Genomic DNA, 26044 nt, shown 5'->3' on the forward strand with positions numbered 1-26044 from the left:
GTAGCAATTTGCAACTGATCGAAGGCTACGACAGAATGGTTTCGATCAGCAACTCTCCGGGAGGCGTGATGCCGCGCAGTGCCGTCCGCACCGAGGACGTGAGCTGGACCGACCCCAGCTGCCCGGTCGCGCGCACGCTCGACCTGACGGGCGACCGCTGGAGCCTGCTCATCGTCCGCGACGCCATGGACGGGGCACGGGCCTTCACCGACTTCCAGCGGCGCACCGGCATCGCCCGCAACATCCTCACCGACCGGCTGCGCCGCCTGGTCGAACGCGGCATCCTCGACCGGCGGACCGCGCCCTCGGGCAGGCGGCAGTTCTACGCGCTCACCGAGGCGGGGCGCGACCTGTTCACCGTCATCCTCGCCCTGCGGCAGTGGGGCGAACGGCACGCCTTCGCCCCAGGCGAGGCCCACTCCGTCCTCGTCGACGCACACGGCCACCCCCTGCCGCCGCTCCGGCCGACCGGCTCGGACGGCGGCCCCGCCGACGCCGGCACCACCACGGTGCGGAAGAGCGGCTGACGGCGGCGCCCCTGCCGCACCGGCGGCCCGGTCCGGCCGCCCCGGCGCACGCCGGGCCCGGGGCGCTCCCCGCCCAGGTGCGCGCGCGGCCCCGGCCGGGGAGGGGCCGGTGCTCGGGCTGCTCGTTCCCTCGATGAGCTCCTGCCACCCGCAGCCGGTGGCGGGGGTGCGCAGCGTCGCCGCCCGGCGCGGTGCCCGCGTCGTCATCGGCTCACCGACTACGCGGAGCCGCGGGACCGCGATCGGATCGACGAGTTGGTGGCGCTGGGCGCCGCCGCGCTGCTGATCACCACGGCCGAGGGGCACCACACGCCGCCCGGGGCCCTGGAGCGGCTGCGCGCCACCGGGCTGCCCTTCGTCCTGCTGGAACGCCGGCCCGAAGACCCGTACGACCCGTGCGAGTTCGCGATCTCCGACCACCGGCAGGGCGCGTATGCGGCGGTGCGGCATCACGCCGCGCTCGGGCACGAGCGGGTGGGCCTCTACACCAACGGCGGGTCACCCCCGGGGACCGCGGCAAGGCCAGGGCCGGGACCGGCGGTTGCCGGCCGCCTGTCCGGAGGCGTTCTTGTGGGGCGGCGGCCCGGCCGCTACCGTCGGGCGCAAGGCGTGACAACATCGTCATCGAGGGTGTGTCCATGGCGCGTCCGTCCGACTGGAGCCCGGTCGATCTGGACTCCGATCCGGCGCCCGGGGAACCGGATGCCATTCGCGAACTGGCCGATTCTCTGCAGACCTTCGCCGACGACGTGGGCGAAGCCCTGGGGAAGATCCGGGGCATGGCCTCCGACGGCGCCCTGCTGGAGTGGGCCGGGCTCTCGGCCGACCGCTTCCGGGAGGAGTTCGACGGCGTCCCGGGGAACCTCACCAAGCTCCAGACCTCCTACGACCTGTGCGCGCACGCCCTGCAGGGCTACTGGCCGCAGCTGGAGACCGCCCAGGGGATGGCCGACCGGGCGCTGGAGCGCGCGCTCGCCGCGCAGTCCGACCTCTCCGTGGCCCAGGGCCGGCTGGGCGACGCGGAGGACTGGGTCGGGCGGGCCGGTGCCGAGGCCGAGCGGCTGCGGACCGAGGGCGAGCGGGAGGGGGCCGAGCCGCCCGACGAGAACGCCGTCCGTGCCGCCACCCGCGACCACCAGGCCGCGCAGGCGGCCGCGGCCGCGGCGCAGTCCCAGGTGGACGACGCCGAGGGGCGGCTCGAGGCCGCCCGCCAGCTCGCCCGGGAGGCCCTCGGGCTGCGGGAGGAGGCCGCGCGGACCTGCGCGAGGAGCATCGACGAGGCCTCCGACGCCGGCATCCACAACCGGTCCTGGTGGGAGAACCTCGTCCGGTGGATCTCCGACGCCTGGGACACCATCGTCGCGATCTGCAAGGTGATCGTCGCCGTCCTCGGCGTCGTGGTCATGATCATCGGCGGGCCGCTGGCCCTGGTGGTGGTGGCCGCCGCCGCGGTCGTCCTGGCCGACTCGCTGATCAAATTCGCCCAGGGGAAGGGGTCGTTCCTCGACGTCGCCTTCGCCGCCCTGGACTGCATCCCCGGCATGCGCGGCCTGACGACCCTGGGCGGGCTCGCCGCCGGCATCCGGAACATCGCCAAGACCGGGCTGCGCGGCCAGGGCATCGGCGCGCGGGGCCTGGGGCAGGCCGGACGCGGGAACGGGATCTCGATCGGCAACCGCAGCGCCTGTGGCGACCCGGTGGACATGGCCACGGGCGAGGTGCTGATGTCCGCCGTCGACGTCGAACTGCCCGGCGTCCTGCCGCTGGTCGTCGAGCGCCACCACATCTCCTCCTACCGCGGCGGCCGTTGCTTCGGGCGTTCCTGGGCCTCCACCCTCGACCAGCGGCTGGTCCTCGACCAGGGCGGGGTGCGGCTCCACACGGCCGACGGCATGGTGCTCGACTACCCCGTGCCGCTCGCCGACCCGGGCCTTCCGGTCCTGCCGGTGGAGGGCCCGCGCTGGGGCCTGGCCTGGGACGGCCGGCCCGGCGGCCCCCTGACCGTCCGGCAGCCGACCGGCCACCTCCTGCACTTCGGCCCCGTCCCCGGGCGCCCCGGCGGCGAACTCCCCCTCCAGGCCGTCACCGACCGCCACGGCAACCGGATCGACGTCCGCCGGGACGAGGCAGGGCACCCCACCGAGCTGGCCCACTCCTGCGGCCACCGGGTCGGCGTGACCACCGCGCACGGCCGGATCACCGCGCTGCGCCTGCTCAGCGACCCGCGGCAGCCCGTCCTCCTGCGCTACGGGTACGACGAGGCCGGGAACCTGGCCGAGATCCACAACTCCTCCGGCGTTCCGCTGCGTTTCCGCTACGACGAGGAGCGGCGGCTGACGAGGTGGGAGGACCGCAACGGCCACTGGTACGCCTACGCGTACGACGAGGCGGGCCGCTGCGTCCACGCCACCGGCAGCGGCCGCCACCTGGAGTACCGCTACGCCTACGACCCGGACAACCGCCGCACCACCGCCACCGACTCCCGCGGCCACGACACGGTCTACGAGTTCAACGACTGCTACCAGCTCGTCGCCGAGACCGATCCGCTCGGCAACACCAGCCGCACGCAGTGGGACCGCTACGACCGCGTGCTGTCGACGACCGACCCGCTGGGCCGCACCAGGAGCTTCGCCTACGACGAGGAAGGCAACCTGGTGGCGGAGACCCGCCCGGACGGGCGGCAGATGCGCGCGGAGCACAACGCGTTCGGGCAGCAGACCTCGGTGGTGGAGGCGGACGGCACCGTCTGGCGCCAGGAGTTCGACGAGCGGGGCAACCTCGTCGCCCGGATCGACCCGCTCGGCGCCACCACCCGCTACGCCTACGACGAACGGGGCCGGATCACCTCGGTCACCGACCCCTCGGGCCACACCACGGCCATCGAGACCGACGCGGCGGGCCTGCAACGGCGGATCACCGACCCGCTCGGCGGCACCGTCTCCTACGAGCGGGACGCCTTCGGCCGCCCCGTGGCCGTCACCGACCCGCTCGGCGCCGTCCACCGCGCCGAATGGAGCGTCGAGGGCAGGCTGCTGCGCACCGTCGACCCCGAGGGCGGCACCGAGACCTGGACCTGGGACCCGGAGGGCAACTGCCTGTCCCACACCACGGCGGACGGCGCGACCACCCACTACGAGTACGGCCCCTTCGACCTGCCCACCGCGGAGACCAGGCCGGACGGTGCCCGGTACGTCCTGGAGCACGACACCGAGCTGAACCTCGCCCGCATCACCAACCCCCAGGGCCTGACCTGGACCTACGAGCGGGACGCCGCGGGCCGCCTGATCGCGGAGACGGACTTCGACGGCCGCACCCACACCTACGCCTACGACGCGGCAGGTCAGCTCCTCGCCCGCACCAACAGCCTCGGCCAGACCATCGGCTACCGGCACGACCTCAACGGGGAGATCGTCGAGCAGGTCGCCGACGGCAGGCGCACCACGTTCGCCTACGACCCGCACGGCCGCGTCCTGCGGGCGGCCAACCCCGACGCGGAGGTCTCCTTCGAGCGGGACCTCCTCGGCCGGCCGCTGCGCGAGACCGTCAACGGCGCCACCGTCGCCCACACCTACGATCCGCTGGGCCGCCCACTCAGCCGCGTCACGCCGTCGGGGCACCGCACGGTCATCGGCTACGACGCGGCCGGGGCCCCGGCCTCCCTCACCAGCGCCGGGCGCCCCATCCGGTTCGAACGCGACGCCGCCGGCCGGGAGATCCGCCGGACCATCGGGGAGCGGCAGCCGCTGTGCCTGGCCCAGGAGTGGGACGTCCTCAGCCGGCTCACCGCCCAGTCCTTCGCCGCCCAGGCCGGCCCGCTGTGGCGGCGCTCGTTCGCCTACCGGCCCGGGCGCCTCCTGTCCGCCCTGGACGACTCCCGGCGCGGCACCACCGCCTTCACCCACGACGCCCTGGGCCGCGTCACCGGGGTCAGCGCCCCGGACGGGGAGGAGACCTACCGGTACGACGCCGCAGGCAACCAGACCCACGCGCGGTGGCCGGGCGAGGCGTTCGACACGGAGGCGGCCGGCGAGCGCGCCTACACGGGGCTGCGCCTCACCCGGGCCGGAGGCATCCACTACACGTACGACGCCGAGGGCCGCGTCGTCCTGCGCCGGCGGAAGCGGCTGTCGAAGAAGCCCGAGACCTGGCGCTACACCTGGGACGCGGAGAACCACCTGACCGACGTGCTGACCCCCGACGGCGCGCACTGGCACTACCTCTACGACCCCTTCGACCGGCGGATCGCCAAGCAGCGCCTCGACGAGGACGGCACCGTCCTCGCGCAGATCACCTTCACCTGGTCGGGCTCGGAGCTGGTCGAGCAGTCGGCCACCGGCCGGGACGGCGCCGAACGCACCACGCTCACCTGGGACTACGACCAACTGCGCCCGCTCGCCCAGACCGAGCGCACCCTCCCCGGGGACCCTGCCGCGGGCCTGCCCCAGGACCCGCCCCGGGCGGGGCAGGCGCCGCAGGAGGAGGTCGACGCCCGCTTCTACGCCATCGTCACCGACCTGGCCGGGGCCCCGACCGAGCTGGTCGGCGAGGAGGGCGAGGTGGCCTGGGCCGCCCGCAGGACGCTGTGGGGGGCCGGCGAGCACGGCCGCGGGGACCCGGCGGCCACTCCCCTCGGCTTCCCCGGCCAGTACGCCGACCAGGAGACCGGCTGGTACTACAACTACCACCGCCACTACGACCCGGTCACCGGCCGCTACGCCTCGCCCGATCCGCTGGGCCTGGCCGCCTCCGCCAATCCCGTCGCCTACGTGGAGGATCCGCAGCGGTTCGCCGACCCCACCGGCCTTGCCCCCTGCTGCCCGCCGCCGTACACCCGCCCGCCCCACAGCCACCAGCAGGGCGGGAGGCCGGACGGCGAGATCGTCTTCACCGGGCACGGGGTGTACCTGGAGCAGCCGCGGAATCTGTGGGAGAGGCTCTTCCGCCGATCCCACTTCACCGTGCCGCAGGGCACGAGCATCGCGGTCTACACGCACCACGGCGGGTCGATCGTCGGCGCGACGAACGGCCGCATCCAGACGGGCACCATCCAGCCGTTCCAGGTCTACGGGCCCGGCCAGCGCATCCCGAACTACCACCTGCTGCCGAAGGACGAGTGGCGCAACCTGGTCGGCAACCCGGTCACGGTGAACCGGCCGACGCAGCTGTCGGACCTGGTCAAGAAGAACATGGGGACGGTGCACTGGGCGGCCTGCCTGAACCTCCAGCGGGACGGGCGCCTGTGGGAGAGGCTGACCCCGGACGGCCCGCTGCTTCAGGTCTGAGGGGCGCCGCCGGCGGCCTTGCGGGTCAGGCGCCGGGCGGCGGGCCGCCGGTGCTCTCCCGGACCACCAGGCGATGCGGAACCACCCGCTCCCGCGGCGGCTCCGGCTCCCGCTCCCCGGCCGCGCCGGTCCGCCGCGCCGCGCCGGTCCGCTGCGCCGCGCCGGTCCGCTGCGCCGCGCCGACGCGGTCCAGCAGCAGCTCCACGGCCAGCCGGGCCAGCGCCGCCTTGTCCGGGGAGACGGTGGTCAGCGTGGGCACGCTGAAGTGCCCACGCTCCACGTCGTCGAAGCCGGCCACCGCGATGTCCCGCGGCACCCGCAGCCCCGCCTCGTGCGCGGCCCGCAGCGCGCCGAGCGCCAGCTCGTCGTTGAGGCACAGCAACGCGTCCGGTGGGCGGGGCCCGCCCAGCAGCTCGGCCGCGGCCCGGGCGCCCTCCGGCATGAGGAAGCCGGGCACCGGCCGCACCAGCGCCGGGTCGTGCGGCAGGCCGGCCGCGGCCAGCGCCGCCCGGTAGCCGCGGGTGCGGGCCTCGGCGGTGCCGGGGCCGGGCGCCTCCCGGCCGCCGAGCACCGCGATCCGGCGCCGCCCCAGGGCCAGGAGGTGCGCGGTCGCCTCCCGGGCCGCCCGCTCGTTGTCGATGGCCACGTGGTCGGCCACCCCCTGCTCCACGGCCTCCCCCAGCAGCACCACGGGCAGCGCGGGGTCCCGGCGCCGAAGGTCCTGGCGGGTCAGCGCGAGCGGGCTGAGGATGACGCCGTCGGCGAAGTCCGAGCCGAAGCCGTCGAGCGCGGCCAGCTCCCGGTCCCCCTCGCCGTGTGTCTGGTGCACCAGCACGGTGTGGGAACGCTGTTCCGCCTCGCGCACCACCAGGTCGGCCAGCTCGCCGAAGTACGGCATGGCCAGCCCGGGCACCACCAGGGCGAGGATGCCGGTGCGGCCGCGGCGCAGGTGCCGCCCGGCCAGGTTGACGCGGTAGCCGAGCTCGTCGATGGCCTGCCGCACCGCCTGGCGGGTGGCCTCGGAGACGTGCACGTAGTCGTTGAGCACATTGGAGACGGTCTTCTCCGACACGCCCGCCAGCCGCGCGACGTCCTTGATCCGTGGCCTGGCCACCGGCACCTCCCTGAGCTGGACCGCATGATACGGACCGGCGGGCGGCTCCCGCAGGCCCCGGGGACCGCACTCCCCGGGCCTTGCGCGGGCCGTTTCGCCGGCCAAGGGCCTTTACAAGGGTTTCTACATCGATGTAAACCTCTCCTTGGCGCGGCCGCCCGCCCGCGCCCGCAGCGTTCAGGACTCCCGTGGATGCCCACGGATTCCCCACGGAAAGAGAGAGACCGTGTCCGCCACCCCCCTTGGCGCCGTTCCCCGACCCGAGTACCCCCGGCCGCAGTTCGTGCGGGCCGACTGGCTGAACCTCAACGGCACCTGGCAGTTCGAGACGGACCGCGGCGACAGCGGCCTGGAACGCGGCCTGCTGGAACGCGAGTTGGCGGACGAGATCCGCGTGCCCTTCTGCCCGGAGTCGGAGCTGTCCGGCATCGGGGAGACCGACTTCCTGCACGCCGTCTGGTATCGCCGCACCGTGCGGCTGCCGGAGCAGTGGGCCGGGCGGCGCGTGCTGCTGCACTTCCAGGCGGTCGACCACGACACCACCGTGTGGGTGAACGGCACCGAGGTGGTGCGCCACCGCGGCGGGTTCACCCCGTTCACCGCCGACCTGCACGGCGTCGCGGCGCCAGGCGAGACCGTCACGATCACCGTCCGGGCCCGCGACCCGAAGTCCGGGCCGCAGGCGCGCGGCAAGCAGGCCGTCCGGTACGCCAACCACGACTGCCTGTACACCCGCACCACCGGCATCTGGCAGACCGTGTGGCTGGAGCCGGTGCCCGAGACGCACCTGCGCCGCCCCCGGATCACGCCCGATCTGGCCGCCTCCGCCTTCCACGTGGAGCTGCCGCTCTCGGGCAACCGGCCCGGCCACCGGGTGCGCGCGGTGCTCTCGGACGAGGCGGGCGAGGTCTGCCGGGCCGAGGCCCGCGCCGACCTGGACCTGTCGCCCCGGCTGTACCTCCCCGTTCCCGAGGGCCGCCGCCGCCCGTGGAGCCCGCAGGACCCGCACCTGTACCGGCTGCGCCTGGAACTCCTGGACGCCGAGGGGGCGGTGGCCGACGCCGCCGACAGCTACGCGGGGCTGCGCGCGGTGGCCATCCGGGGCCGCGCCGTCCTGCTCAACGGGCGGCCGGTCTTCCAGCGGCTGGTGCTCGACCAGGGCTGGTACCCCGACGGGCTGATGACGGCGCCCAGCGACGAGGCGCTGGTGCGCGACATCGAACTGGCCATGGCGGCCGGGTTCAACGGCGCCCGCCTGCACCAGAAGGTGTTCGAGGAGCGCTTCCTGTACCACGCCGACCGCCTCGGCTACCTCGTGTGGGGCGAGTTCGGCGACTGGGGCTGCGAGGTCGGCGGCTCCTCCGGCGACAACCAGCGCCCCGACGCCTCCTACGTCGCCCAGTGGCTGGAGGCCGTGGAGCGCGACTACTCCCACCCGGCCATCGTCGGCTGGTGCCCGCTGAACGAGACGTACCAGAAGCTCCACGACCGCCTCACCCGGCTCGACGACGTGACCCGGGCGATGTTCCTGGCCACCAAGGCGCTGGACACCACCCGGCCCGTGGTCGACGCCTCCGGGTACGCGCACCGCGTGCCGGAGAGCGACATCTACGACTCGCACAACTACGAGCAGGACCCCGAGCGGTTCCGTGCCGCGATGGCGGGCCTGGCCGCGGGCGAGCCGTTCGTCAACGCCTACGCCGACGGCAGCGCGTACTCGCTGCCCTACCGTGGACAGCCGTATTTCTGCAGCGAGTTCGGCGGGATCTGGTGGGACCCCGACGCGGCGGCCGGGGCCTCGGGCGAGGACCACACGGCGTCCTGGGGCTACGGGCAGCGGCCGCGCGACGAGGAGGAGTTCCACCGGCGCTTCGCCGGGCTGACCGGGGTGCTGCTGGGCGACCCGGAGATGTTCGGCTACTGCTACACCCAGCTGACCGACGTCTTCCAGGAACAGAACGGCGTCTACCGATTCGACCGCTCGGCCAAGCTGGACGTGGCCCGGGTGCGCGCCGCGCAGCAGCGGCCCGCCGCGATCGAGACCGCCGGCCCCTGAGGCCGCCTTCCGCGCCGGGCGGCCGCGCAGCGATGCGGTGTCGTCCGGCGCGCCGGGGGCGTGCGCTCCCCGGCCGGCGCGGTCGCCTGCGGTCCCGCGGCCCTCAGGGCGTGGGCCCGCGGGACCGCAGGCCGCGCAGGGAGGCGGGGCGCCGCCGGGTGAGCGCGGTCGCGACGATGTGCCCCGAGCCGCCGCCGAGGCCGGGGCCCGGGTGGGTGGAGGCCCCGAGGTGCCAGAGCCCGGGCACCCGGGTGGCGTGCCGCCCCGAGCGGGGCAGGGGGCGCCACAGATAGCTCTGGTCGAGTTCCGCCGAGCCGCCGTAGGGGTCGCCGCGCTGCGCGTTCGGGTTGTGGGCGAGGAGCTGGGCGGGGGTGACGATGTCCACGGCGAGCACCTTGTCCTGCAGGTCGGGGGCGTGGGCGGCGATCCGGTCCAGGACCCGGTCGGCGTACCCGCGGGCCAGCTCCCCCTCCCAGCCGCCGGCCGTCTCCAGCTCGCCCGCGGCATCCCCGAGGGGCAGGAACGGCACCTCCTGCAGCTGGAGCCACAGGGCGGCGGCGCCCTCGGGAACCCGGCCGGCGTCCAGGAGGTACTGCTGGCCGACGACCACCGTCGGCCGCCGGGGCAGCAGTCCTGCCTCGGCCTCCGCGCAGGCGATGCCGGTGCTGCCCGAGCCGTCGGAGAGGTGGATCAGGGGGATCTCCCGCAGTCGCGCGTCCCGCCAGCCGAGGGGCCCGGACAGCGCGACGTGCAGCTGCATCGCGGCGCGGCCGTAGCGGAAGTGGGCGGCCTCCGTGCGCAGTTCCTGGTCCACCGCCTCGCGGGGCAGCAGCTCGCCGTACAGCGCGGTGGGGGTCACCCCGGCCAGCACCGCGCGGCGGGCGCGGTGGACCCGGCCGCCGGCCACCACCCCGGTGGCCCGGCCCCGTTCGAGGAGGATGCGCTCGACGTGGGTGCCGGTCTCCACCTGCACGCCGAGGGAGCCGAGCAGGGACCTGAAGGCGTCCAGGAAACGGCCCGCGCCCCCGGCGACCACCGGCAGCCCGGCCCCGTGCAGGGTGGCGGCGAGCAGCGGCATCATGAACCCGCCCGAGGCGTGGTCGGGGGACAGCCCGGCGTGCAGCAGCCAGGGGGCGAACAGGTGGTCGACCTCGGGGCCGCGGAACTCCGCGCGGGCGTACCCGCGCCCGCTCGTGGCCACCGAGCGCAGCCAGCCCTCCAGGCCGGCACGTCCGCCGTTCCTGAGCAGGCCCGTCGCGTACCGCACGAAGGCGGGCGAGCGCGGCTCGCTGCTCAGCAGCCCGCCGATCGGGCCCAGGTTCCGTTGCAGCCGGCGCAGCGCGGCCAGGTAGGCGTCGCGGTCGGCCTCGTGCGCGAAGCCCTCGGCGGTGCGGGCGGGATCGCGGTGGGCGAGGCTGACCCGGCCGTCGTCGGCCACGCTGGCGGTCAGCCACTCCTCGGTGTTCCGGTAGACGAGGCCGTGCCGGCGCAGCGGCTCGGCGAGGGCGGCGTAGGCGGGACCCGAGACGAAGAGCGGGTGCCAGGAGGAGTAGGTGTCGTGCAGGTAGCCGGGCAGGGTCCGCTGCTCGGTGGCGATGAATCCGCCGATGTCCCGGTTGCGTTCCAGCAGGGTCACCGACCAGCCGGCGAGGGCCAGTTCGGCCGCGGCGACCAGCCCGTTGATGCCCGAGCCCACGACGACGGCGTCCACGTCACCCATCAGGTCAGCCCTTTCGCCCGGGGCGCCCGCCGGCCGCGGGGCGGCCGGTCCTGGCTCCTGCTTGGACGGTAGGACAGGGCGCGGCGGCCCGCAGCGCCCGTCGCCCCGGATTGCGCCGCCCGGAGGTAACGAGCCCCCGGCGGGTGTCCCGGCTCCGGGGCCCCCGCCTTCCGGGGCCCGCCCTCCGGAGCGCCGCGGGCCGGGGCGGCGGCGCGCGGGGGCTGACGCGGGGGCCAGGGGGCGCGGGCCGGGGCGGGGGCGTGCGGGGGCTGACGCGGGGGCGCAGGAAACGCGGGGCGGGGGCGTGTGCGGGGGCGGGCGTGCGCGGGGGCGCGCCCCGGGCCTCAGTCCGCGGCGCCTTCCCGGAGCGTGGTCACCGGCCCGGCGGGCGGGGCGGCGTCGCGCGACTCTCCCTCGATGCCGGCCAGGACCACAAGCAGCAGCACGCCCGTCACCACGGCCTGCACCCAGCCCGCGATCGGGGCGCGGACGTACAGCAGCAGGGCGGCGATGACCCCGGCCCCCACCGCGCAGCAGGTCAGGGCCGTCCACGCGCCGTGCCACACGTCGTCGGTGTCGCCTTCGCCGAAGGCCGCGGCCCAGGACGACATGCCGGAGGCGAGCGAGCCGGGGACGGAGGAGGACGACGGCGTCGAGCAGCAGGCACAGCGTCAGCAGGAGGTCGGCTGCCCAGTGCAGGCGGGGGCGCCGTGCCTCGTCCACACACGGGCGCAGGGGCCCGGGCGCGGGGGTTTGCGCCGGTGGGGCGCCACGTGAACGGGAAGGTCACGAATGGGACACATATTCTTCACCGGCGGATATCCCCCGCTTCACCTGCGGTTTTTCATGGGTTCTACTGAGAGGGCCGGTCCGCGGGGGTGATCGGCCTGGGAGAGACAGCGAAAGAACAGAGGGGGGCCGGTCCCGTCGTGCAGGCACGAATCAGGGCACTCGGGGCGCGTTTGCTGCCGGAAAAGGTGCGGCAGGCGCGGGCGGAGCAGCGGCAGGCGGAGCGGGCGGCGGCGGCCGAGCGCAAGCGGGCGCAACTCGTGGCGGCGCGGCGCCGCGCCTTGCTGGCAGCCGACCCCGAGATCCGCACGGTGGAGGTCTCCGGGACGGTCTTCTACGGCCGCACGGTGACCCGGTTCAGCTCCCCGGACGCGGCGGCCCGCAACCTGGGTCTGGTCTGCGACGCGCTGGAGGGCGCCGGGATCGAGTACTTCCTCGTGCCGGGCCGCTCCCGCACCCGCCACGTCCTCGGCGTCCGCCACGCCGACCGCAAGCGGCTGCTGTCCGCGATGCGCCGCACCTTCGGCGGCACCGCCCTGTACGCCGTGAAGGCCGGCTCCGACCCGCTGCCGGCGGACGCCGTGCTCTACGCGGACGGTTCGCTGCCCGCCGCGCTCAAGCGCCAGGACACGATCCGCTTCGGCGAGATCCTGCTGAGCCCCGCGGGAGGGATACTCGCCGACTTCGACCACGGCTGTGAGGTCGAGTTCTGGCGCGAGGGGCGCGACTACCTCGAGGACGCCAGGCTGGCCGAGCGCCGCGGCACGCTGCGCAGCATGGCCCCGGCCGGGGTCCTGGAGCGCGCCCTGGTGGGGCCGCGCCCCAACGCCGTGACCGACGCGCTGCCCGCCGAGGCCCGCGTCCCCGCGACGCTCACCGTCGCGGGCCGCGCCCACCCCACCTTCGCGGGCTTCGCCCAGCCCCGCTTCGACGAGGTGGACTTCCCCGTCGACGTGGTCTACACCTGGGTCGACGGCGCGGACCCGGAGCTGGCGGCGAAACGCGAGTCCTACCGCACCGGCGGGGCGCCCTCCCGCATCAACGCCCGGGAGACCGGCGCCTCCCGCTACGAGAGCCACGACGAGCTCAAGTACTCCCTGCGGTCCCTGGAGATGTACGCCCCCTTCGTGCGCACCGTCCACATCGTCACCGACGGGCAGACCCCCTCCTGGCTGAACACCGATGCCCCCGGCGTGCGGATCGTCGACCACAAGGAGATCTTCGCCGACCCCTCGGTCCTCCCGGTCTTCAACTCGCACGCGATCGGCACCCAGCTGCACCGCATCCCCGGCCTGTCCGAGCGCTACCTCTACTTCAACGACGACGTGTTCGTCGGCCGGCCGGTCGGTGCCGGGCACTTCTTCCACGGCAACGGCATCGCCAAGCTGCCCTTCGGCCCCTTCCAGATCGGCCTGGGCGAGCCGCACCCGGACGAGCCGGCCCCCAACTCCGCCGGGAAGAACACGGCGGAGCTGATGCTCCGGGAGCACGGCCGCCGGATCGTCAGCAAGAGCAAGCACACCCCGCACCCCCAGATCCGCGCGGTGATGCAGGAACTCGAGGAGCTTTTCCCCGAGGAGATCGGGCGGACCGCGCGCTCCCGGTTCCGTGCCCTCACCGACGTGGCGATGGCCTCGACGCTGCACCACCACCACGCATACCTCACCGGCCGCGCGGTCCCGGGAAAGTACGCGCTGCGCTACATCGACATCGGCAGGCCGGAGTCCGCCGGGGCCCTCGCCGAACTCGCGGCCACCCGCCGCTGGGACTTCTTCTGCCTCAACGACGTGCAGACCCCCGAGGAGGAGAAGGAGAACGCCGCCGCCCGCCTCCACGCCTTCCTGGAGTCCTACTTCCCGCTGCCCAGCCGCTTCGAGCGCTGAGCGGCCCCGCCCCGCGGCCGAGGGCCGGGGCGGGCGGCGCCCGCCGCACGCGGGGGAACGGCGCCCGGGTGACCGGGAGTTCGGCCGGGCCCCGGAGCTCACCGGGTGACGATGTCGGCCCTGAGCGGGGCGAGTTTCCCGGCGATGGTGCCGATGGTGGCCTCGTCGACGCCCGCCTCGGCGAGGGAGGCGGCGAGGTGGGCGACCACGCGGTCGAAGTCCGCGTCGGTGATGCCCAGGTGCCGGTGGGCGTGGCGCATGGAGCGCCCGCTGTAGGGGCGGGTGGCGCCGAGGGCCTGGCCGATGAAGCGCCGCTGGTGGCGCTTGAGCCGGTCGATGTCGACTCCGGTGAAGTGGCCGGCGAGTGCCTCGTCGGCGAGGACCCGGCCGTAGAAGAGGTCGACGACCGCCGCGACGGCGGTTTCCCCGCCGAGCTGGTCGAAGAGGCTGCCGGTGGCCGCGTGCTGCGCGGGAGAGTGAGTCATGTCCCCCACAGTGGCTCCCGGCGTTCACCCGCCGATGTCCCGCCCGTTTCCCCGGCGTCGCCTTCTGCCCACGCCGGGTGGGGCGCGGCGGCGAACTCTGCGAAACGGGCAGCTAACGCGACGTCACGGGTGGGGCGGGTGGGGCGGCGGCGCGCGGGCGGGGCGGCCGTGGCGGCGCGCCGCGGCCCCTCCCCTGCCGGGGAGGGACCGGGGGCCGGCGCGGGCTACTGGTAGAGGGCCGCCTGGATCTGCGGGTCGTCCATGTTCTCGCTGTCGTACCAGTAGAACGCCGTGTCGATGCGTTCGGGTTGTTCCTTTCCGTCGATCGCGTTGAGCGCCGCGTCGACGAGCTGCCTGCCCATGTCGACCGGGTCCTGGGTGACGGCGCCGAGCATCAGCCCGCTGTCGATGGCGTCGATCTGGGCCTGGCCGGAGTCGAAGCCGACGACGGCGAGGTCGTCCCTGCCGCTCTCCCTGACGCCGTTGATGACGCCGATCGCCGAGCCCTCGTTGGAGGCGTAGATGCCCGCCAGGTCCGGGTTGGCCTGGATGATCGACGTGGTGATGTCCGCGGACTCCAGCTGGTCGCCGCCGCCGTACTGCGGTTCGAGCACGGTGATGCCGGGCGCGTTCTCCGCCATCCACTCCATGAAGCCGTCCCTGCGGTCCTTGCCGGAGAGGCTGGTCTGGTCGTGCACCACGAGCGCGACCTTGCCCTCGCCGCCCAGGGCCTCGGCCATGTGCTCGGCGGCCAGGGCGGCGGCCGCCCTGTTGTCCGTCGCCACCGTCGTCACCGGGATGTCGCTGTCCACGCCGGAGTCGAAGGCCACCACCGGGATGTCCTGGGACTGGGCCTGCTCCAGCAGCGGCTCGGCCGCCTGCGAGTCGAGGGCGGCGAAGCCGATGGCGTCGGGGGACTTGGCCAGTTCGTTGGTGAGCTGGTTCACCTGCTCCTCGACGTCGGACTCGGTGGCGGGCCCGACGAAGGTGATCCTGGCGCCCCTGGCCTCCGCCTCGTCCTCCGCGCCCTGCTTGACCGACTGCCAGAACTGGTGCTGGAAGCCCTTGGAGACGATCGAGATCAGGGGCTCGCCCCCGCCCGATCCGCCGGACCCCTCCTCCCCGCAGGCGCTTGCCACCAGGACCATGGCCGCCGCCGCAGCGGCGGCGAGGGCTCTTCTCGTCTTCCTCACCGGATCTCCCTTGTTTCGGCGACGGGCGTGCCGGTCACGGCTCGCCCCTGCGGACGCGGTCGGCGTAGACGGCGACGAGGATCACGCAGCCGAGAATGACGTTCTGCCATTCCTGCGGGATCGACATGATCTGGAGGCCGTTGTTGAGCACGGAGATGATCAGCGCCCCGATCAGGGTGCCGACGATGGAGCCCTTTCCTCCCGACAGCGAGGTCCCGCCGATGACGACGGCCGCGATGGCCTGGAGTTCGTACCCCATGCCGGTGGCGGGCTGGGCGGAGCCGAGCCGCGCCGAGATCAGCACGCCGGCCAGGCCGATGAACAGCCCGGCGAAGGCGTAGATCGCGATCTTCCAGCGGCGCACGTTCACGCCGGAGAGCGCGGTGGCCTCCTCGTTGCTGCCGATGGAGTACGTGTAGCGGCCGAGGACGGTCTTGGTGAGCAGGAGCCCGGAAAGGGCCGAGACCGCCAGGAGCACGAGGACCGCGTTGGGGATGTCGAGGCCGGGGACGAGGTGCCCGGTGGAGATGCCGGTGTATCCGGACACGTCGTTGAAGTAGATGGGCGTGCTGTCGGAGACGACGAGGGCGAGCCCCTCGGCCACGAGCATCATCGCGAGCGTCGCGATGAACGGCGGCACCCGCAGCACCGCCACGTTGATCCCGTTGACCAGTCCCATGAACCCGCCGAAGAGGACCGTCAGCGGCACCCCGAGCGCCGGCGGCAGCCCGGCGTTGACGATGAAGACGCCGGACATCACCGCGCACAGCGCCATGCCCGTGCCGATGGACAGGTCGATTCCGGCGGAGATGATGACGAAGGTGGTGCCGACCGCGAGGGTGCCGATCACCACGGTCGAGTAGAGGATCGAGATGAAGTTGTCGTAGGTGAAGAAGTAGGGGCTGGCGAAGGCGAAGAAGGTGTAGATGACGATCAGGCTGGCGAAGGCGAGGAGTTGCTGGAGCCGGCTGCGCAGGGCGGCCAGGGTCACGCCCTCCCACCACGGCCGGCGCCGGTCCGCCTCGCTCTTGAGCACCGTCATGGCCGCCCTGCCTTCTCTTCCCCGGCGGGCAGGCCGAGTTCGGCCGCGTCGGCGGGATTCTCGTCGGGGCGAAGCGTCGCGTAGTGCATGATGTTCTCCTGGGTGGCTTCCCCGGCTTCCAGCACGCGGGTCACGCGTCCCTCGCTCATCACCACCACGCGGTGCGAGAGACGCAGGATCTCCGGCAGTTCGGAGGAGATCATGATGATCGACTTGCCTTGCGCCGCCAGCTGGTTGAGCAGCTGGTAGATCTCCTCCTTGGCGCCCACGTCGATGCCGCGGGTGGGTTCGTCGAAGATGAGGATGTCGCAGTCCTTCACGAGCCACTTGGCGATGACGACCTTCTGCTGGTTGCCCCCCGAGAGGTGCTTGGCCGTCTGGTGGACGGAGGGCGTCTTGATGCGCAGCGTGCCGGCGACCCGCTCCGCCTGGGCGCGCAGCGCGCCGTCGCGGACGAAGCCGGCCCTGGTGAAGCGGTCGCGCAGCGCGCTGAGCGCCACGTTGGCCTTGACGTCCTGTTCCAGCAGCAGCCCGAAGCGCTTGCGGTCCTCGCTCAGGTAGCCGATGCCGAGGCGGGCCGCGTCGGCGGGGTTGCCGATGCGCACCTCCTTGCCGCGCAGGGTGATGCGGCCGGCGCGGCTCGGGTCGGCGCCCACCAGCGCCCGGGCGACCTCGGTGCGCCCGGCTCCCATCAGCCCGGCGAAGCCCAGGATCTCGCCGCGCCTGAGGTCGAAGGAGACGTCGGTGAGCAGCGCCTTGGTGCTGAGGCCCTGGACGTCGAGCACCACCTCGCGGCCTTCGCGGACGCCTTCGGGCCGCGCCCCGGAGCGGATGGCGCGGCCGACCATCAGCGCGATGATCTCGGGGGTTTCGGCCCCGGCCACCTCCCTGGTGGCCACGTACTCGCCGTCGCGGATGACGGTCACCCGGTCGGCGATCCGCTTGATTTCGGCCATCCGGTGGGAGATGTAGATGACGCCGGTGTCCGGCCGCACGAATCGCCGGATCAGCTCGTGGAGGGTGGCGACCTCCGCGTCGTTCAGCGCGGCCGTGGGCTCGTCCATGATCAGGACGCGCGGCCGGTAGGAGAGCGCCTTGGCGATCTCCACCATCTGCTGGTGCGCGACGGTGAGTTCGCCGACCACCGCCCTGGGGTCGAGCGGCAGGTGCAGCCGGTCGAGCAGTTCCGCGGCGTCGGCCCGCAGCCGGCGGTCGTCGAGCAGCAGCCGGGCGCGGCGCGGTTCGCGGCCGATGTAGATGTTCTGGGCGACGGTCAGGTCGGGAACCAGGTTGAACTCCTGGTGGATGATGCTGATGCCGAGTTCGAGGGCGTGCCGGGGGCTTGTGGGGTGGTAGGGCGCGCCGTTCAGCCGGAAGGTCCCGGAGTCGGCGGTGTGGATGCCGGACAGCAGCTTCATGAGGGTGGACTTGCCGGCGCCGTTCTCCCCGACGAGTGCCAGCACCTCGCCGTGGCGCAGGTCGAGGCGCATGCCGTGCAGGGCGCGGACCCCGGGGAAGCTCTTGTCCACGCCCTCGACGTCGAGCAGCGCCCGCGCCGCGTCCCCCGCAGCGGTCATCGCGCGGGCTCCTGGCGATTGCCGGGCTGGGCGGGAGGGAGGCAGATGGGCGGGGTGGGTGGGCGGGAGATGGCCCGGGCGGGGGGGCGGGAGAGGAGGGGCCGCGCCCGGGAGGGGGCCTCCCGGGAACACGCGGGGGCGGGACGGGCGTGCTCCGTCGTCATGGCGGGATCACTTCCTCGGGTCGCTGTGTGATCTCCGGGCGGCCGCTGGGGCGTGGCTCGCCGCGTGCGCGGGTTGCTCGGGTGCGGGGCGCGAAGGCTCCCGTGGGTGCGCGGGGGCCCTGGGGGCGCACGCCGGCGGGCGTGCGGCGGTGGGGTGGGGAGGGGGCGACGGCCTTCCGGCGGGCGGCTCGGCCGGGCAGGCAGTCCGTGGCCCGGGGGCCTTCAGGGGGTGGTTCGGCGTCCGCGAGGTGGGGAGGGGGAACGATACATGCGCATGTCAACGAAGCGGGCCACGGGCACACTCCTCAGGTGGACTGCATCACGGCACCCTAGACATCCGACGTATCGGCGTCAAGACTCCCGTCACCCGGCTCCGCTTCCCGATATTTCTTTCGCGCTTTTCCCATCCTCCGCATCCCCCACATCCCTCGCGTCTCCCGCACGGCACGCGAAAAACCGCAGGGGGCCCGGCCGTTCACGCCGGGCCCGCGGGCCCCGCAGGGCGCCGGCCGCGGCGGGCGGCGGCCGCGCGCCGCCCTCAGCGCTTGTCGACGAGGGTGTCCCTGAGCCACTGCTCGACCCCGGCCACGTGCACGGTGGCCAGGGCGGCGGCGATCCCGGCCTGCCGCCGGCCGAGGGCGGCGAGGATGGCGCGGTGCTCGCCGAGCGTGCGTTCCACGACCCCCTCCTGGGTGAGGCCGCGCCAGGTCCTGGCGCGCTGGGTCCGGCCGGAGAGGGTCTCCACCAGCGAGGCCAGCACGGCGTTGCCCGAGCCCAGGGCGATACGCCGGTGGAACTCGATGTCGTTCTCGACCAGTTCCTCCACCGAGGGGGCCTCGCCGAGCGAGTCGAGCAGTTCCCCCAGCCCCTCGATGTCCGCCATCGGCATCTTCACGGCCGCCATCTCGGTCGCGGCGGGCTCGATGACGCGCCTCGCCTCCAGCAGCTGGAGCACGGTGTCGTCGCGGTGGAAGTCCACGACGAAGCTCATCGCGTCCATCAGCAACGAGGGCTCCAGGCTGGTCACATAGGTCCCGTCGCCGCGCCGCACGTCGAGCACGTGGATGAGCGACAGCGCCCGCACCGCCTCGCGCAGCGAGCTGCGGGAGAGGCCGAGGCGCTCGGCCAGGTCCGGTTCGCGGGGCAGCCGGTCGCCCGGCCGCAGCTCGCCGTCCACGATCATCTGCTTGATCGCCTCGATGGCGTCGTCGGTCACCGACATCCGCTCCCGCTCCCTTCCGCGCACGGCCCCCGAGGGTGCGGCCCGGCAGGCGGTGCCCGCTCTCGGCGACGAGGGCACCATACATCGGATCTCTCCGGGCGCCCGCGCCGGTGGGCCGACCCCGGGGCGAGGTCCTGGCCGGAAGTCTCCGTCGCGGAAGGGGCGCGGCCCCCGGGCCGGCACGCGGCCGGCGCACGGGCTGGATCAGGCGCCGACGTAGGCCGCGAGGTGCTCGCCGGTGAGGGTGGAGCGGGCGGCGACGAGGTCGGCGGGGGTGCCCTCGAAGACGATCCGGCCCCCGTCGTGGCCCGCGCCTGGGCCGAGGTCGATGATCCAGTCGGCGTGTGCCATGACGGCCTGGTGGTGCTCGACGACGATGATCGACCTGCCCGAGTCGACGAGCCGGTCCAGCAGGCCGAGCAACTGCTCGATGTCGGCCAGGTGCAGTCCCGTGGTCGGCTCGTCGAGCACGTAGACGGCCCGGCGGCCCTTTCCCGCGGCCGTGGAGGTGGGCTGGGGCAGGTTGGCCAGCTTCAGCCGCTGCCGCTCGCCGCCGGAGAGGGTGGTGAGCGGCTGGCCGAGGCTGAGGTAGCCGAGCCCGACGTCGGCGAGCCGGGTGAGGATGGCGTGCGCCGCGGGGGTGCGCGCCTGGCCGGCGGCGAAGAACTCCTCCGCCTCGGTCACCGACATCGCGAGCACCTCGCTGATGTCGCGGCCGCCGAGACGGTGTTCGAGCACCGAGGCCTGGTATCGCCTGCCCTCGCACTCCTCGCAGGTGAGGGCGATCCCGGCCATCATCGCCAGGTCGGTGTAGACGACGCCCGCGCCGTTGCAGTGGGGGCAGGCCCCCTCGGAATTGGCGCTGAACAGGGCCGGCTTGACGCCGTTGGCCTTCGCGAACGCCTTGCGGATCGGGTCGAGCAGCCCGGTGTACGTCGCCGGGTTGCTGCGCCGCGAGCCGCGGATCGCGCCCTGGTCGATCGCCACGACGTCCACGTCGGCGGGCGCGGACGGGCCGGTGAGGGAGCCGTGCACGAGCGAGCTCTTGCCGGAGCCGGCGACGCCGGTGACGGCGACGAGCACGCCGAGCGGGATGTCGACGTCGACGTCGTGCAGGTTGTTCGCGCGGGCGCCGCGGACGGGGAGGGTGCCGGTGGGCTTGCGCACCGTCTTCTTCAGGGTGGCCCGGTCGTCGAGGTGGCGGCCGGTGAGCGTGCCGGCGGCCCGCAGCCCCGCGACGGTGCCCTCGAAGCAGACGGTGCCGCCCGCCGTGCCGGCGCCGGGGCCCAGGTCGACGACGTGGTCGGCGATGGCTATGGTCTCCGGCTTGTGCTCCACGACGAGCACCGTGTTGCCCTTGTCCCGCAGCCGCAGCAGCAGGTCGTTCATCCGCTGGATGTCGTGGGGGTGCAGGCCGATGGTGGGCTCGTCGAAGACGTAGGTGACGTCGGTGAGCGCCGAGCCGAGGTGGCGGATGAGCTTCGTGCGCTGCGCCTCTCCCCCGGACAGGGTGCCCGAGGGCCGGTCGAGGGAGAGGTAGCCGAGGCCGATCTCCACGAAGGAGTCGAGGGTGTGCTGGAGGGTGGTGAGCAGCGGCGCCACCGAGGGCTCGCCGAGGCCGCGCACCCACTCCGCCAGGTCGCTGATCTGCATGGCGCAGGCCTCGGCGATGTTGATGCCGGCGATCCGCGAGGACCGGGCCGCCGCGCTGAGCCGGGTGCCCTCGCAGTCGGGGCAGGCGGTGAAGGTGACCGCCCGCTCCACGAAGGCCCGGATGTGCGGCTGCATGGCCTCGGGGTCCTTGGCGAGGAACGACTTCCGCACCCGCGGGATCAGGCCCTCGTAGGTGAGGTTGACGCCGTTGATCTTCACCTTGGTCGGCTCGCGGTGGAGGAAGTCGTGCAGCTCGGTGTCGGTGTAGTCGCGGATCGGCTTGTCCGGGTCGAGGAAGCCGGAGCCGCTGTAGAGCCGCACCATCCAGCCGTCGCCCTTGTAGCTGGGGACGGTGATCGCGCCCTCGGCCAGGGACTTGGAGGCGTCGAAGAGCTGGGTGAGGTCCATGTCGGAGACGGTGCCGCGGCCCTCGCAGCGCGCGCACATGCCGCCGGTGCGGGTGAAGGACTGCCGCACCGTCTTCTGGTCGCCGCGCTCGACGGTGATCGCGCCGCCGGCCCGCACCGAGGCGACGTTGAAGGAGAACGCGTGGGGCGGGCCGATGTACGGCTTCCCGAGCCGGCTGAACAGGACGCGCAGCAGCGCGTGGGCGTCGGTGGCGGTGCCGACCGTGGAGCGGGGGTTGGCGCCCATCCGCTCCTGGTCCACGATGATGGCGGTCGTGAGCCCTTCGAGGACGTCCACCTCGGGCCGCGAGGGCGTGGGCATGAAGCCCTGCACGAAGGCGCTGTAGGTCTCGTTGATCATCCGCTGGGACTCGGCGGCGATGGTGCCGAAGACCAGCGAGCTCTTGCCCGATCCGGAGACCCCGGTGAACACCGTCAGCCGGCGCTTCGGGATGTCGACGCTGACGTCCTTGAGGTTGTTCTCGCGCGCGCCGTGGACGCGGATCAGGTCGTGGCTGTCGGCGGGGTGCGCAGGCGAGGCCGGGTCGGTGTCCATGCTCTCCGTGTCCTTGTTCGGGGGGGGCGGGGGGAGCCGGGGGCCCCGGGGCGTGCCGGGTGCCTCCCCCGGGGACACGTTAGCCGCGGGGCGGTCGGGGGGCTTCTCGATTCCTGACCGGTGCGGTCGCCGGCCCGGCGGGGCCGGGCGCACGCCCGGGCGCATCACGCCGGGGCCCGGGGCGGCCGGGCCCCGGGCGGCTCGGCGGGCGCGTCCCGGGGCGGCCTGCGGCAGGCCCCGGGACGCGTGGGATCACAGGCTGCTTTTCAGGCGGCTCGCCACCAGCTTGGTGAAGCGGGCCGGGTCGCCCGGCCTGCCGCCCTCGGCGAGCAGGGCGAGCCCGTGGATCAGTTCGGCGAGCTCGCCGAGGCCGGGGTCGTCCGGGCGCTGCTCGTGTGCCGCGCGCAGGCCCTCGATCAGGGCGTGGCCCGGGTTGAGCTCCAGGATGCGCTTGCCGGCGGGGACCTCCTGCCCCATGGCGCGGTACATCTCGCGCAGGGCGGGGGTGACGTCGCCGACGTCGGAGACCACGCAGGCCGGGGAGACGGTCAGCCGCGAGGACAGCCGCACCTCCCTGACCTCCTCCTTCAGCCTCTCGCCCATCCACGCGAGCAGGCCGGCGTAGTCCTTGTCGCGCTGCTCGCGTTCGGCCTTGGCCTCCTCGCCCTCCTCCTCGGTGGCGAGGTCGGCCTCGCCCTTGGCGACGGAGCGCAGCTGCTTGCCCTGGTAGTCGGGCACGGCCTCGACCCACAGCTCGTCGACGGGGTCGGTGAGGATCAGCACCTCGAAGCCCTTGTCGCGGAACGCCTCCAGGTGCGGGGAGTTCTCGACGGAGGCGCGGGACTCGCCGGTCAGGTAGTAGATGTCCCGCTGCCCCTCCTTCATGCGCTCCACGTACTGCGCCAGGGTGGTGGGCTGTTCGGCGTCGTGGGTGCTGGCGAAGGTGGCGACGTCGAGGATCGCGTCCCGGTTGTCCGGGTCGCTCAGCAGGCCCTCCTTGAGGACCCGGCCGAACTCCCGCCAGAACGTGGCGTAGTCCTCGGGGCGGCCGGTGCGCAGGTCCTTGAGGGTGGAGAGGGTCTTCTTCGACAGGCGCCTGCGCATCAGCCGGATCTGCCGGTCCTGCTGCAGGATCTCGCGGGAGACGTTGAGCGAGAGGTCCTGCGCGTCCACGACGCCCTTGACGAAGCGCAGGTACTCGGGCACCAGCGCCTCGCACTCCTCCATGATGAGGACCCGCTTCACGTACAGCTGGACGCCGTGCTTCGCGCCCTGTCCGAAGAGGTCGCGCGGCGCGTGCGAGGGGACGTACAGCAGGGCCTGGTACTCGAAGGTGCCCTCGGCGTGGACGTGGATCGTCTCCAGCGGGTCGGCCCAGTCGTGGCTGAGGTGCTTGTACAGCTCGTGGTACTCCTCGGCGCTCACCTCGGACCTGGGGCGCGCCCACAGGGCCTTCTGCGAGTTGAGGGTCTCCTGCTTCGGCTCAGGCGCGGCGGCCGGGCCGTCCTCGCCGGCCGCGCCGTCCTTCGCGTCCTCGCCCTTCTCCGCGGCCTCCTGCCCGGCCGCCCCTGGCTCGGCCGTGGCCATGCGGATGGGCCAGGTGATGAAGTCGGAGTAGCGCTTGACGATCTCCCTGATCTTCCAGGGCGAGGTGTAGTCGAAGAGCTGGTCCTCGGCGTCCGCCGGCTTCAGCCGCAGGGTGACGGCGGTGCCCTGGGGGGCGTCCTCGACCGTGTCGAGGGTGTACGTGCCCTCGCCGCCGGAGGACCAGCGGGTGCCCTGGCTCTCGCCGGCGCGCCGGGTGAGCAGGGTGACCTCGTCGGCGACCATGAACGCCGAGTAGAAGCCGACGCCGAACTGGCCGATGAGGTCCCCGGCGGTGGCGGCGTCGCCGGCCTCGCGCAGCTTGGCGAGGAACTCCGCGGTGCCCGACTTGGCGATGGTGCCGATGAGCTGCACCACCTCCTCGCGGGACATCCCGATCCCGTTGTCCCGTACGGTCAGCGTCCTGGCGTCCTTGTCGGCCTCGATGGCGATGTGGAGATCGGAGACGTCGGCCCCGAGCGAGTCGTCGCGCAGCGCCTCGATGCGGAGCTTGTCCAGGGCGTCCGAGGCGTTGGAGATGAGCTCGCGCAGGAACACGTCCTTGTTCGAGTAGATCGAGTGGATCATCATCTGCAGAAGCTGGCGCGCTTCCACCTGGAACTCGAACGTTTCGGTCGGCATGGTTCGTTGATCCCTACCTGTGTCACCGGGTGACGGGGGTGCGGGCGCCCGCCCCGCCCGGCGGTCGGCCGGGCCGGCGGGGCCGCGGCCCCCAGGTACGTTTGCCTGCTGATGGTACGGGGTGGGCAGGCACCGCCGCTGGCCTCGGCCGGCCGGGCTGCGACCGGCGGCGCGACGGCACCGGGTGGCGCCGCCCGTGCCGCGGGAGCGGTTGGCGAGAATTGGCGGGTGAGCGATTCGGCGACTTCCGGGCCCTCGGCGGGGCAGACCACGGACGAGCAGGAGAGCGCGGCGCCGCTGCGGCTGTTCCTCAGGACGGAGACCGGCGGCGCCGTCGTGCTGCTGGTGGCGGCCCTGGCCTCGGTGATCTGGATCAACATCGGCCCGGGGACGTACGCGGAGTTCTGGGGCACCGAGCTGTCGATCGACGTGGGGGACGCCGGCCTGTCGCTCGACCTGCGCGGCTGGGTCAACAGCGGGCTGATGACGCTGTTCTTCTTCGTCGTCGGCCTGGAGACGCGGCGCGAGCTGGACATGGGCGAGCTGCGGGAGCGGCGGCGGGTGGTGCCGCTGCTGGCGGCGGGGCTCGCGGGGACGCTGGTGCCGGTGGGGATCTTCCTCGGCCTGAACGCGGGGGACTCCTCGGCGCACGGCTGGGGCGTGGCGATGTCCACCGACACCGCGTTCGCGCTGGGCATGCTGGCGCTGTTCGGCGCCCGCTTCCCCCGGAGCCTGCGGACCTTCCTGCTGACCGCGACGGTCGTCGACGACTTCGTGGCCCTGGCGGTCATCGCGGTCGTCTACAGCGAGGAGCTCAGCCTCCCCGCCCTGCTGACGGGCCTGGGCATCTTCGCCGCGGTGCTGCTGGTCCGCGCGGCCGGCATCCGCCGGGGCGCGGTGTACGCGGTGCTCGCCGCGGCGGCCTGGGTGGCGTTCGAGAAGTCGGGCGTGGACCCGATCGTCGTGGGCCTGGCGATGGGCCTGCTCACCTACGCCTATCCGGCCGCGCGCGGTGACCTGGAGCGGGCCACGGCGCTCTTCCGGCTGTTCCGCGAGCAGCCGACGGCGGAGTTCGAGCGCTCGGTGCGCAGCGGGATCGCCTCGGCGCTCTCGCCGAACGTGCGGCTGCAGCGGATGTTCCACCCGTGGTCGAGCTATGTCGTGGTACCGCTGTTCGCGCTGGCCAACGCCGGGGTGGAGCTGGGCGGCGGCACGCTGGCCGGGGCGTTCTCCTCCCCGGTCACCTACGGCATCCTGCTCGGCTATCTGGTGGGCAAGCCGCTCGGCGTCCTGGGGGCGTCCTGGCTCACCACGCGGCTGAGCCGGGGGCGGCTGCGCCCGCCGGTCGGCTGGGGCTCGGTGCTGGCCTCGGGGTCGATGGCCGGGGTCGGCTTCACCGTGTCCCTGCTGATCGCCACCCTGGCGCTGAGCGGCGCGCGGCTGGAGCAGGCGAAGGTCGGCATCATCGCGACCGTCCTCGGCTCGGCCGTCACCGCCCTCGCCGTCACCCGGGGCCTTGGGCTGCTGCCGCGGGGCCTGCGGATGCGGGCGCTGTTCGGCACCGCGGAGGGGATCGTGGACCTGGCGGAGCCGGTCGATCCGGAGCGCGACCACGTGCGCGGCCCGGCGGACGCCCTGGTCACGCTCGTGGAGTACGGGGACTTCGAGTGCCCCTACTGCGGGCAGGCGGAGCCGGTGGTGCGCCGGCTGCTCGGCGACGTCGGGGACCTGCGCTACGTGTGGCGGCACCTGCCGCTGACCGACGTGCACCCGCACGCGCAGTCGGCGGCCGAGGCGGCGGTGGCGGCGGCGCGGCAGGGGGCGTTCTGGGAGATGCACGACCTGCTGTTCGCGCATCAGGGGGCGCTGCGGACCGCGGACCTGCTCGGGTACGCCCGCCGGCTTGGCCTGGACGTCGAGCGGTTCCGCCGCGACCTGGAGGGGCGGGCCGGGGCGCGGCGGGTGGCCGAGGACGTGGAGTCGGCCGACCTGAGCGGCGTCTCGGGCACCCCGACCTTCTTCGTCAACGGCAGGCGCCACCAGGGCGCCTACGACATCGCGGGGCTGTCCGCCGCCGTCCGCGCGGCCCGGGAGCGTGCCCTGCTGACCCGCTGAGGCCCGGCCCCGGCCGTGACGGCGGGGCCGGGC

At 73.8% G+C, this 26044-nt stretch carries 15 protein-coding genes; 5 read left to right on the forward strand and 10 right to left on the reverse strand.

Going from position 1 to position 26044, the window contains the following annotated elements:
- Positions 1-68: 68 nt before the first annotated feature.
- Both D7294_RS19200 and D7294_RS33750 read left to right on the forward strand, forming a co-directional pair.
- Positions 69-527, forward strand: a complete 459-nt coding sequence (locus D7294_RS19200) for a winged helix-turn-helix transcriptional regulator (protein ID WP_120681404.1) — start codon at positions 69-71, stop codon at positions 525-527.
- Between the two features lie 638 nt (positions 528-1165).
- Positions 1166-5809, forward strand: coding sequence for a DUF6531 domain-containing protein (locus D7294_RS33750; protein ID WP_120681406.1), 4644 nt, complete (start codon positions 1166-1168; stop codon positions 5807-5809).
- Between the two features lie 25 nt (positions 5810-5834).
- Here D7294_RS33750 and D7294_RS19210 read toward each other — a convergent pair whose 3' ends face one another.
- Entirely contained in the window at positions 5835-6923 is a 1089-nt protein-coding gene (locus tag D7294_RS19210) for a LacI family DNA-binding transcriptional regulator (protein ID WP_120681408.1), read from the reverse strand.
- 226 nt (positions 6924-7149) lie between these two features.
- On the opposite strand from D7294_RS19210, the gene D7294_RS19215 reads away from it, so the two are divergent.
- Positions 7150-8979: a glycoside hydrolase family 2 protein gene (locus tag D7294_RS19215; RefSeq protein WP_120681410.1), complete on the forward strand. Its 1830-nt coding sequence runs from the start codon at positions 7150-7152 to the stop codon at positions 8977-8979.
- A 103-nt stretch (positions 8980-9082) separates the two neighbouring features.
- Here the strand turns inward: D7294_RS19215 and D7294_RS19220 are convergent, their stop codons facing one another.
- Both D7294_RS19220 and D7294_RS32285 read right to left on the reverse strand, forming a co-directional pair.
- Positions 9083-10699, reverse strand: coding sequence for a phytoene desaturase family protein (locus D7294_RS19220; protein ID WP_174248390.1), 1617 nt, complete (start codon positions 10697-10699; stop codon positions 9083-9085).
- Positions 10700-11043: 344 nt separating this feature from the next.
- A complete protein-coding gene (locus tag D7294_RS32285; protein ID WP_174248391.1) occupies positions 11044-11310 on the reverse strand; it encodes a DUF6234 family protein in 267 nt (88 codons plus the stop codon).
- Positions 11311-11628: 318 nt separating this feature from the next.
- Here D7294_RS32285 and D7294_RS19225 point away from each other — a divergent pair, with 318 nt between their 5' ends.
- Positions 11629-13371 carry a stealth family protein gene (locus D7294_RS19225; RefSeq protein WP_120681412.1) on the forward strand — a complete coding sequence of 581 codons (1743 nt, stop codon included), beginning with the start codon at positions 11629-11631 and terminating at the stop codon, positions 13369-13371.
- Between the two features lie 98 nt (positions 13372-13469).
- Here the strand turns inward: D7294_RS19225 and D7294_RS19230 are convergent, their stop codons facing one another.
- From D7294_RS19230 to htpG, 7 genes are all read right to left on the reverse strand, one after another.
- Positions 13470-13856 carry a group I truncated hemoglobin gene (locus D7294_RS19230; RefSeq protein WP_120681610.1) on the reverse strand — a complete coding sequence of 129 codons (387 nt, stop codon included), beginning with the start codon at positions 13854-13856 and terminating at the stop codon, positions 13470-13472.
- A gap of 224 nt (positions 13857-14080) precedes the next feature.
- Positions 14081-15049, reverse strand: a complete 969-nt coding sequence (locus tag D7294_RS19235; protein ID WP_241562480.1) for an ABC transporter substrate-binding protein — start codon at positions 15047-15049, stop codon at positions 14081-14083.
- A 34-nt stretch (positions 15050-15083) separates the two neighbouring features.
- A complete protein-coding gene (locus tag D7294_RS19240) occupies positions 15084-16091 on the reverse strand; it encodes an ABC transporter permease (RefSeq protein ID WP_120681416.1) in 1008 nt (335 codons plus the stop codon).
- Entirely contained in the window at positions 16088-17668 is a 1581-nt protein-coding gene (locus tag D7294_RS19245) for a sugar ABC transporter ATP-binding protein (protein WP_120681418.1), read from the reverse strand. The genes D7294_RS19240 and D7294_RS19245 overlap by 4 nt, the downstream gene beginning before the upstream one ends.
- Before the next feature lie 702 nt (positions 17669-18370).
- A complete protein-coding gene (locus D7294_RS19250) occupies positions 18371-19054 on the reverse strand; it encodes a FadR/GntR family transcriptional regulator (RefSeq protein WP_120681420.1) in 684 nt (227 codons plus the stop codon).
- Between the two features lie 204 nt (positions 19055-19258).
- On the reverse strand, positions 19259-21670 hold the full coding sequence (locus tag D7294_RS19255) for an excinuclease ABC subunit UvrA (protein ID WP_120681422.1): 2412 nt from the start codon (positions 21668-21670) through the stop codon (positions 19259-19261).
- 252 nt (positions 21671-21922) lie between these two features.
- Entirely contained in the window at positions 21923-23896 is a 1974-nt protein-coding gene (gene htpG, locus D7294_RS19260) for a molecular chaperone HtpG (protein ID WP_120681424.1), read from the reverse strand.
- Between the two features lie 228 nt (positions 23897-24124).
- Between htpG and nhaA the strand changes: the two genes are divergently transcribed.
- Positions 24125-26011: a Na+/H+ antiporter NhaA gene (gene nhaA, locus D7294_RS19265; RefSeq protein ID WP_241562481.1), complete on the forward strand. Its 1887-nt coding sequence runs from the start codon at positions 24125-24127 to the stop codon at positions 26009-26011.
- Positions 26012-26044 lie beyond the last annotated feature (33 nt).

Source organism: Streptomyces hoynatensis, assembly GCF_003626535.1.
Taxonomy (GTDB): domain Bacteria; phylum Actinomycetota; class Actinomycetes; order Streptomycetales; family Streptomycetaceae; genus Streptomyces; species Streptomyces hoynatensis.

What these genes read in the sequence shown, in the direction of transcription:
- D7294_RS19200 (WP_120681404.1), top strand. Translation starts at nt 69, where the DNA reads ATGCCGCGCAGTGCCGTCCGCACCGAGGACGTGAGCTGGACCGACCCC.
- D7294_RS33750 (WP_120681406.1), top strand. Translation starts at nt 1,166, where the DNA reads ATGGCGCGTCCGTCCGACTGGAGCCCGGTCGATCTGGACTCCGATCCG.
- D7294_RS19220 (WP_174248390.1), bottom strand. Translation starts at nt 10,699, where the DNA reads ATGGGTGACGTGGACGCCGTCGTCGTGGGCTCGGGCATCAACGGGCTG.
- D7294_RS32285 (WP_174248391.1), bottom strand. Translation starts at nt 11,310, where the DNA reads ATGTCGTCCTGGGCCGCGGCCTTCGGCGAAGGCGACACCGACGACGTG.
- D7294_RS19230 (WP_120681610.1), bottom strand. Translation starts at nt 13,856, where the DNA reads ATGACTCACTCTCCCGCGCAGCACGCGGCCACCGGCAGCCTCTTCGAC.
- D7294_RS19240 (WP_120681416.1), bottom strand. Translation starts at nt 16,091, where the DNA reads ATGACGGTGCTCAAGAGCGAGGCGGACCGGCGCCGGCCGTGGTGGGAG.
- D7294_RS19245 (WP_120681418.1), bottom strand. Translation starts at nt 17,668, where the DNA reads ATGACCGCTGCGGGGGACGCGGCGCGGGCGCTGCTCGACGTCGAGGGC.
- D7294_RS19250 (WP_120681420.1), bottom strand. Translation starts at nt 19,054, where the DNA reads ATGTCGGTGACCGACGACGCCATCGAGGCGATCAAGCAGATGATCGTG.
- D7294_RS19255 (WP_120681422.1), bottom strand. Translation starts at nt 21,670, where the DNA reads ATGGACACCGACCCGGCCTCGCCTGCGCACCCCGCCGACAGCCACGAC.
- htpG (WP_120681424.1), bottom strand. Translation starts at nt 23,896, where the DNA reads ATGCCGACCGAAACGTTCGAGTTCCAGGTGGAAGCGCGCCAGCTTCTG.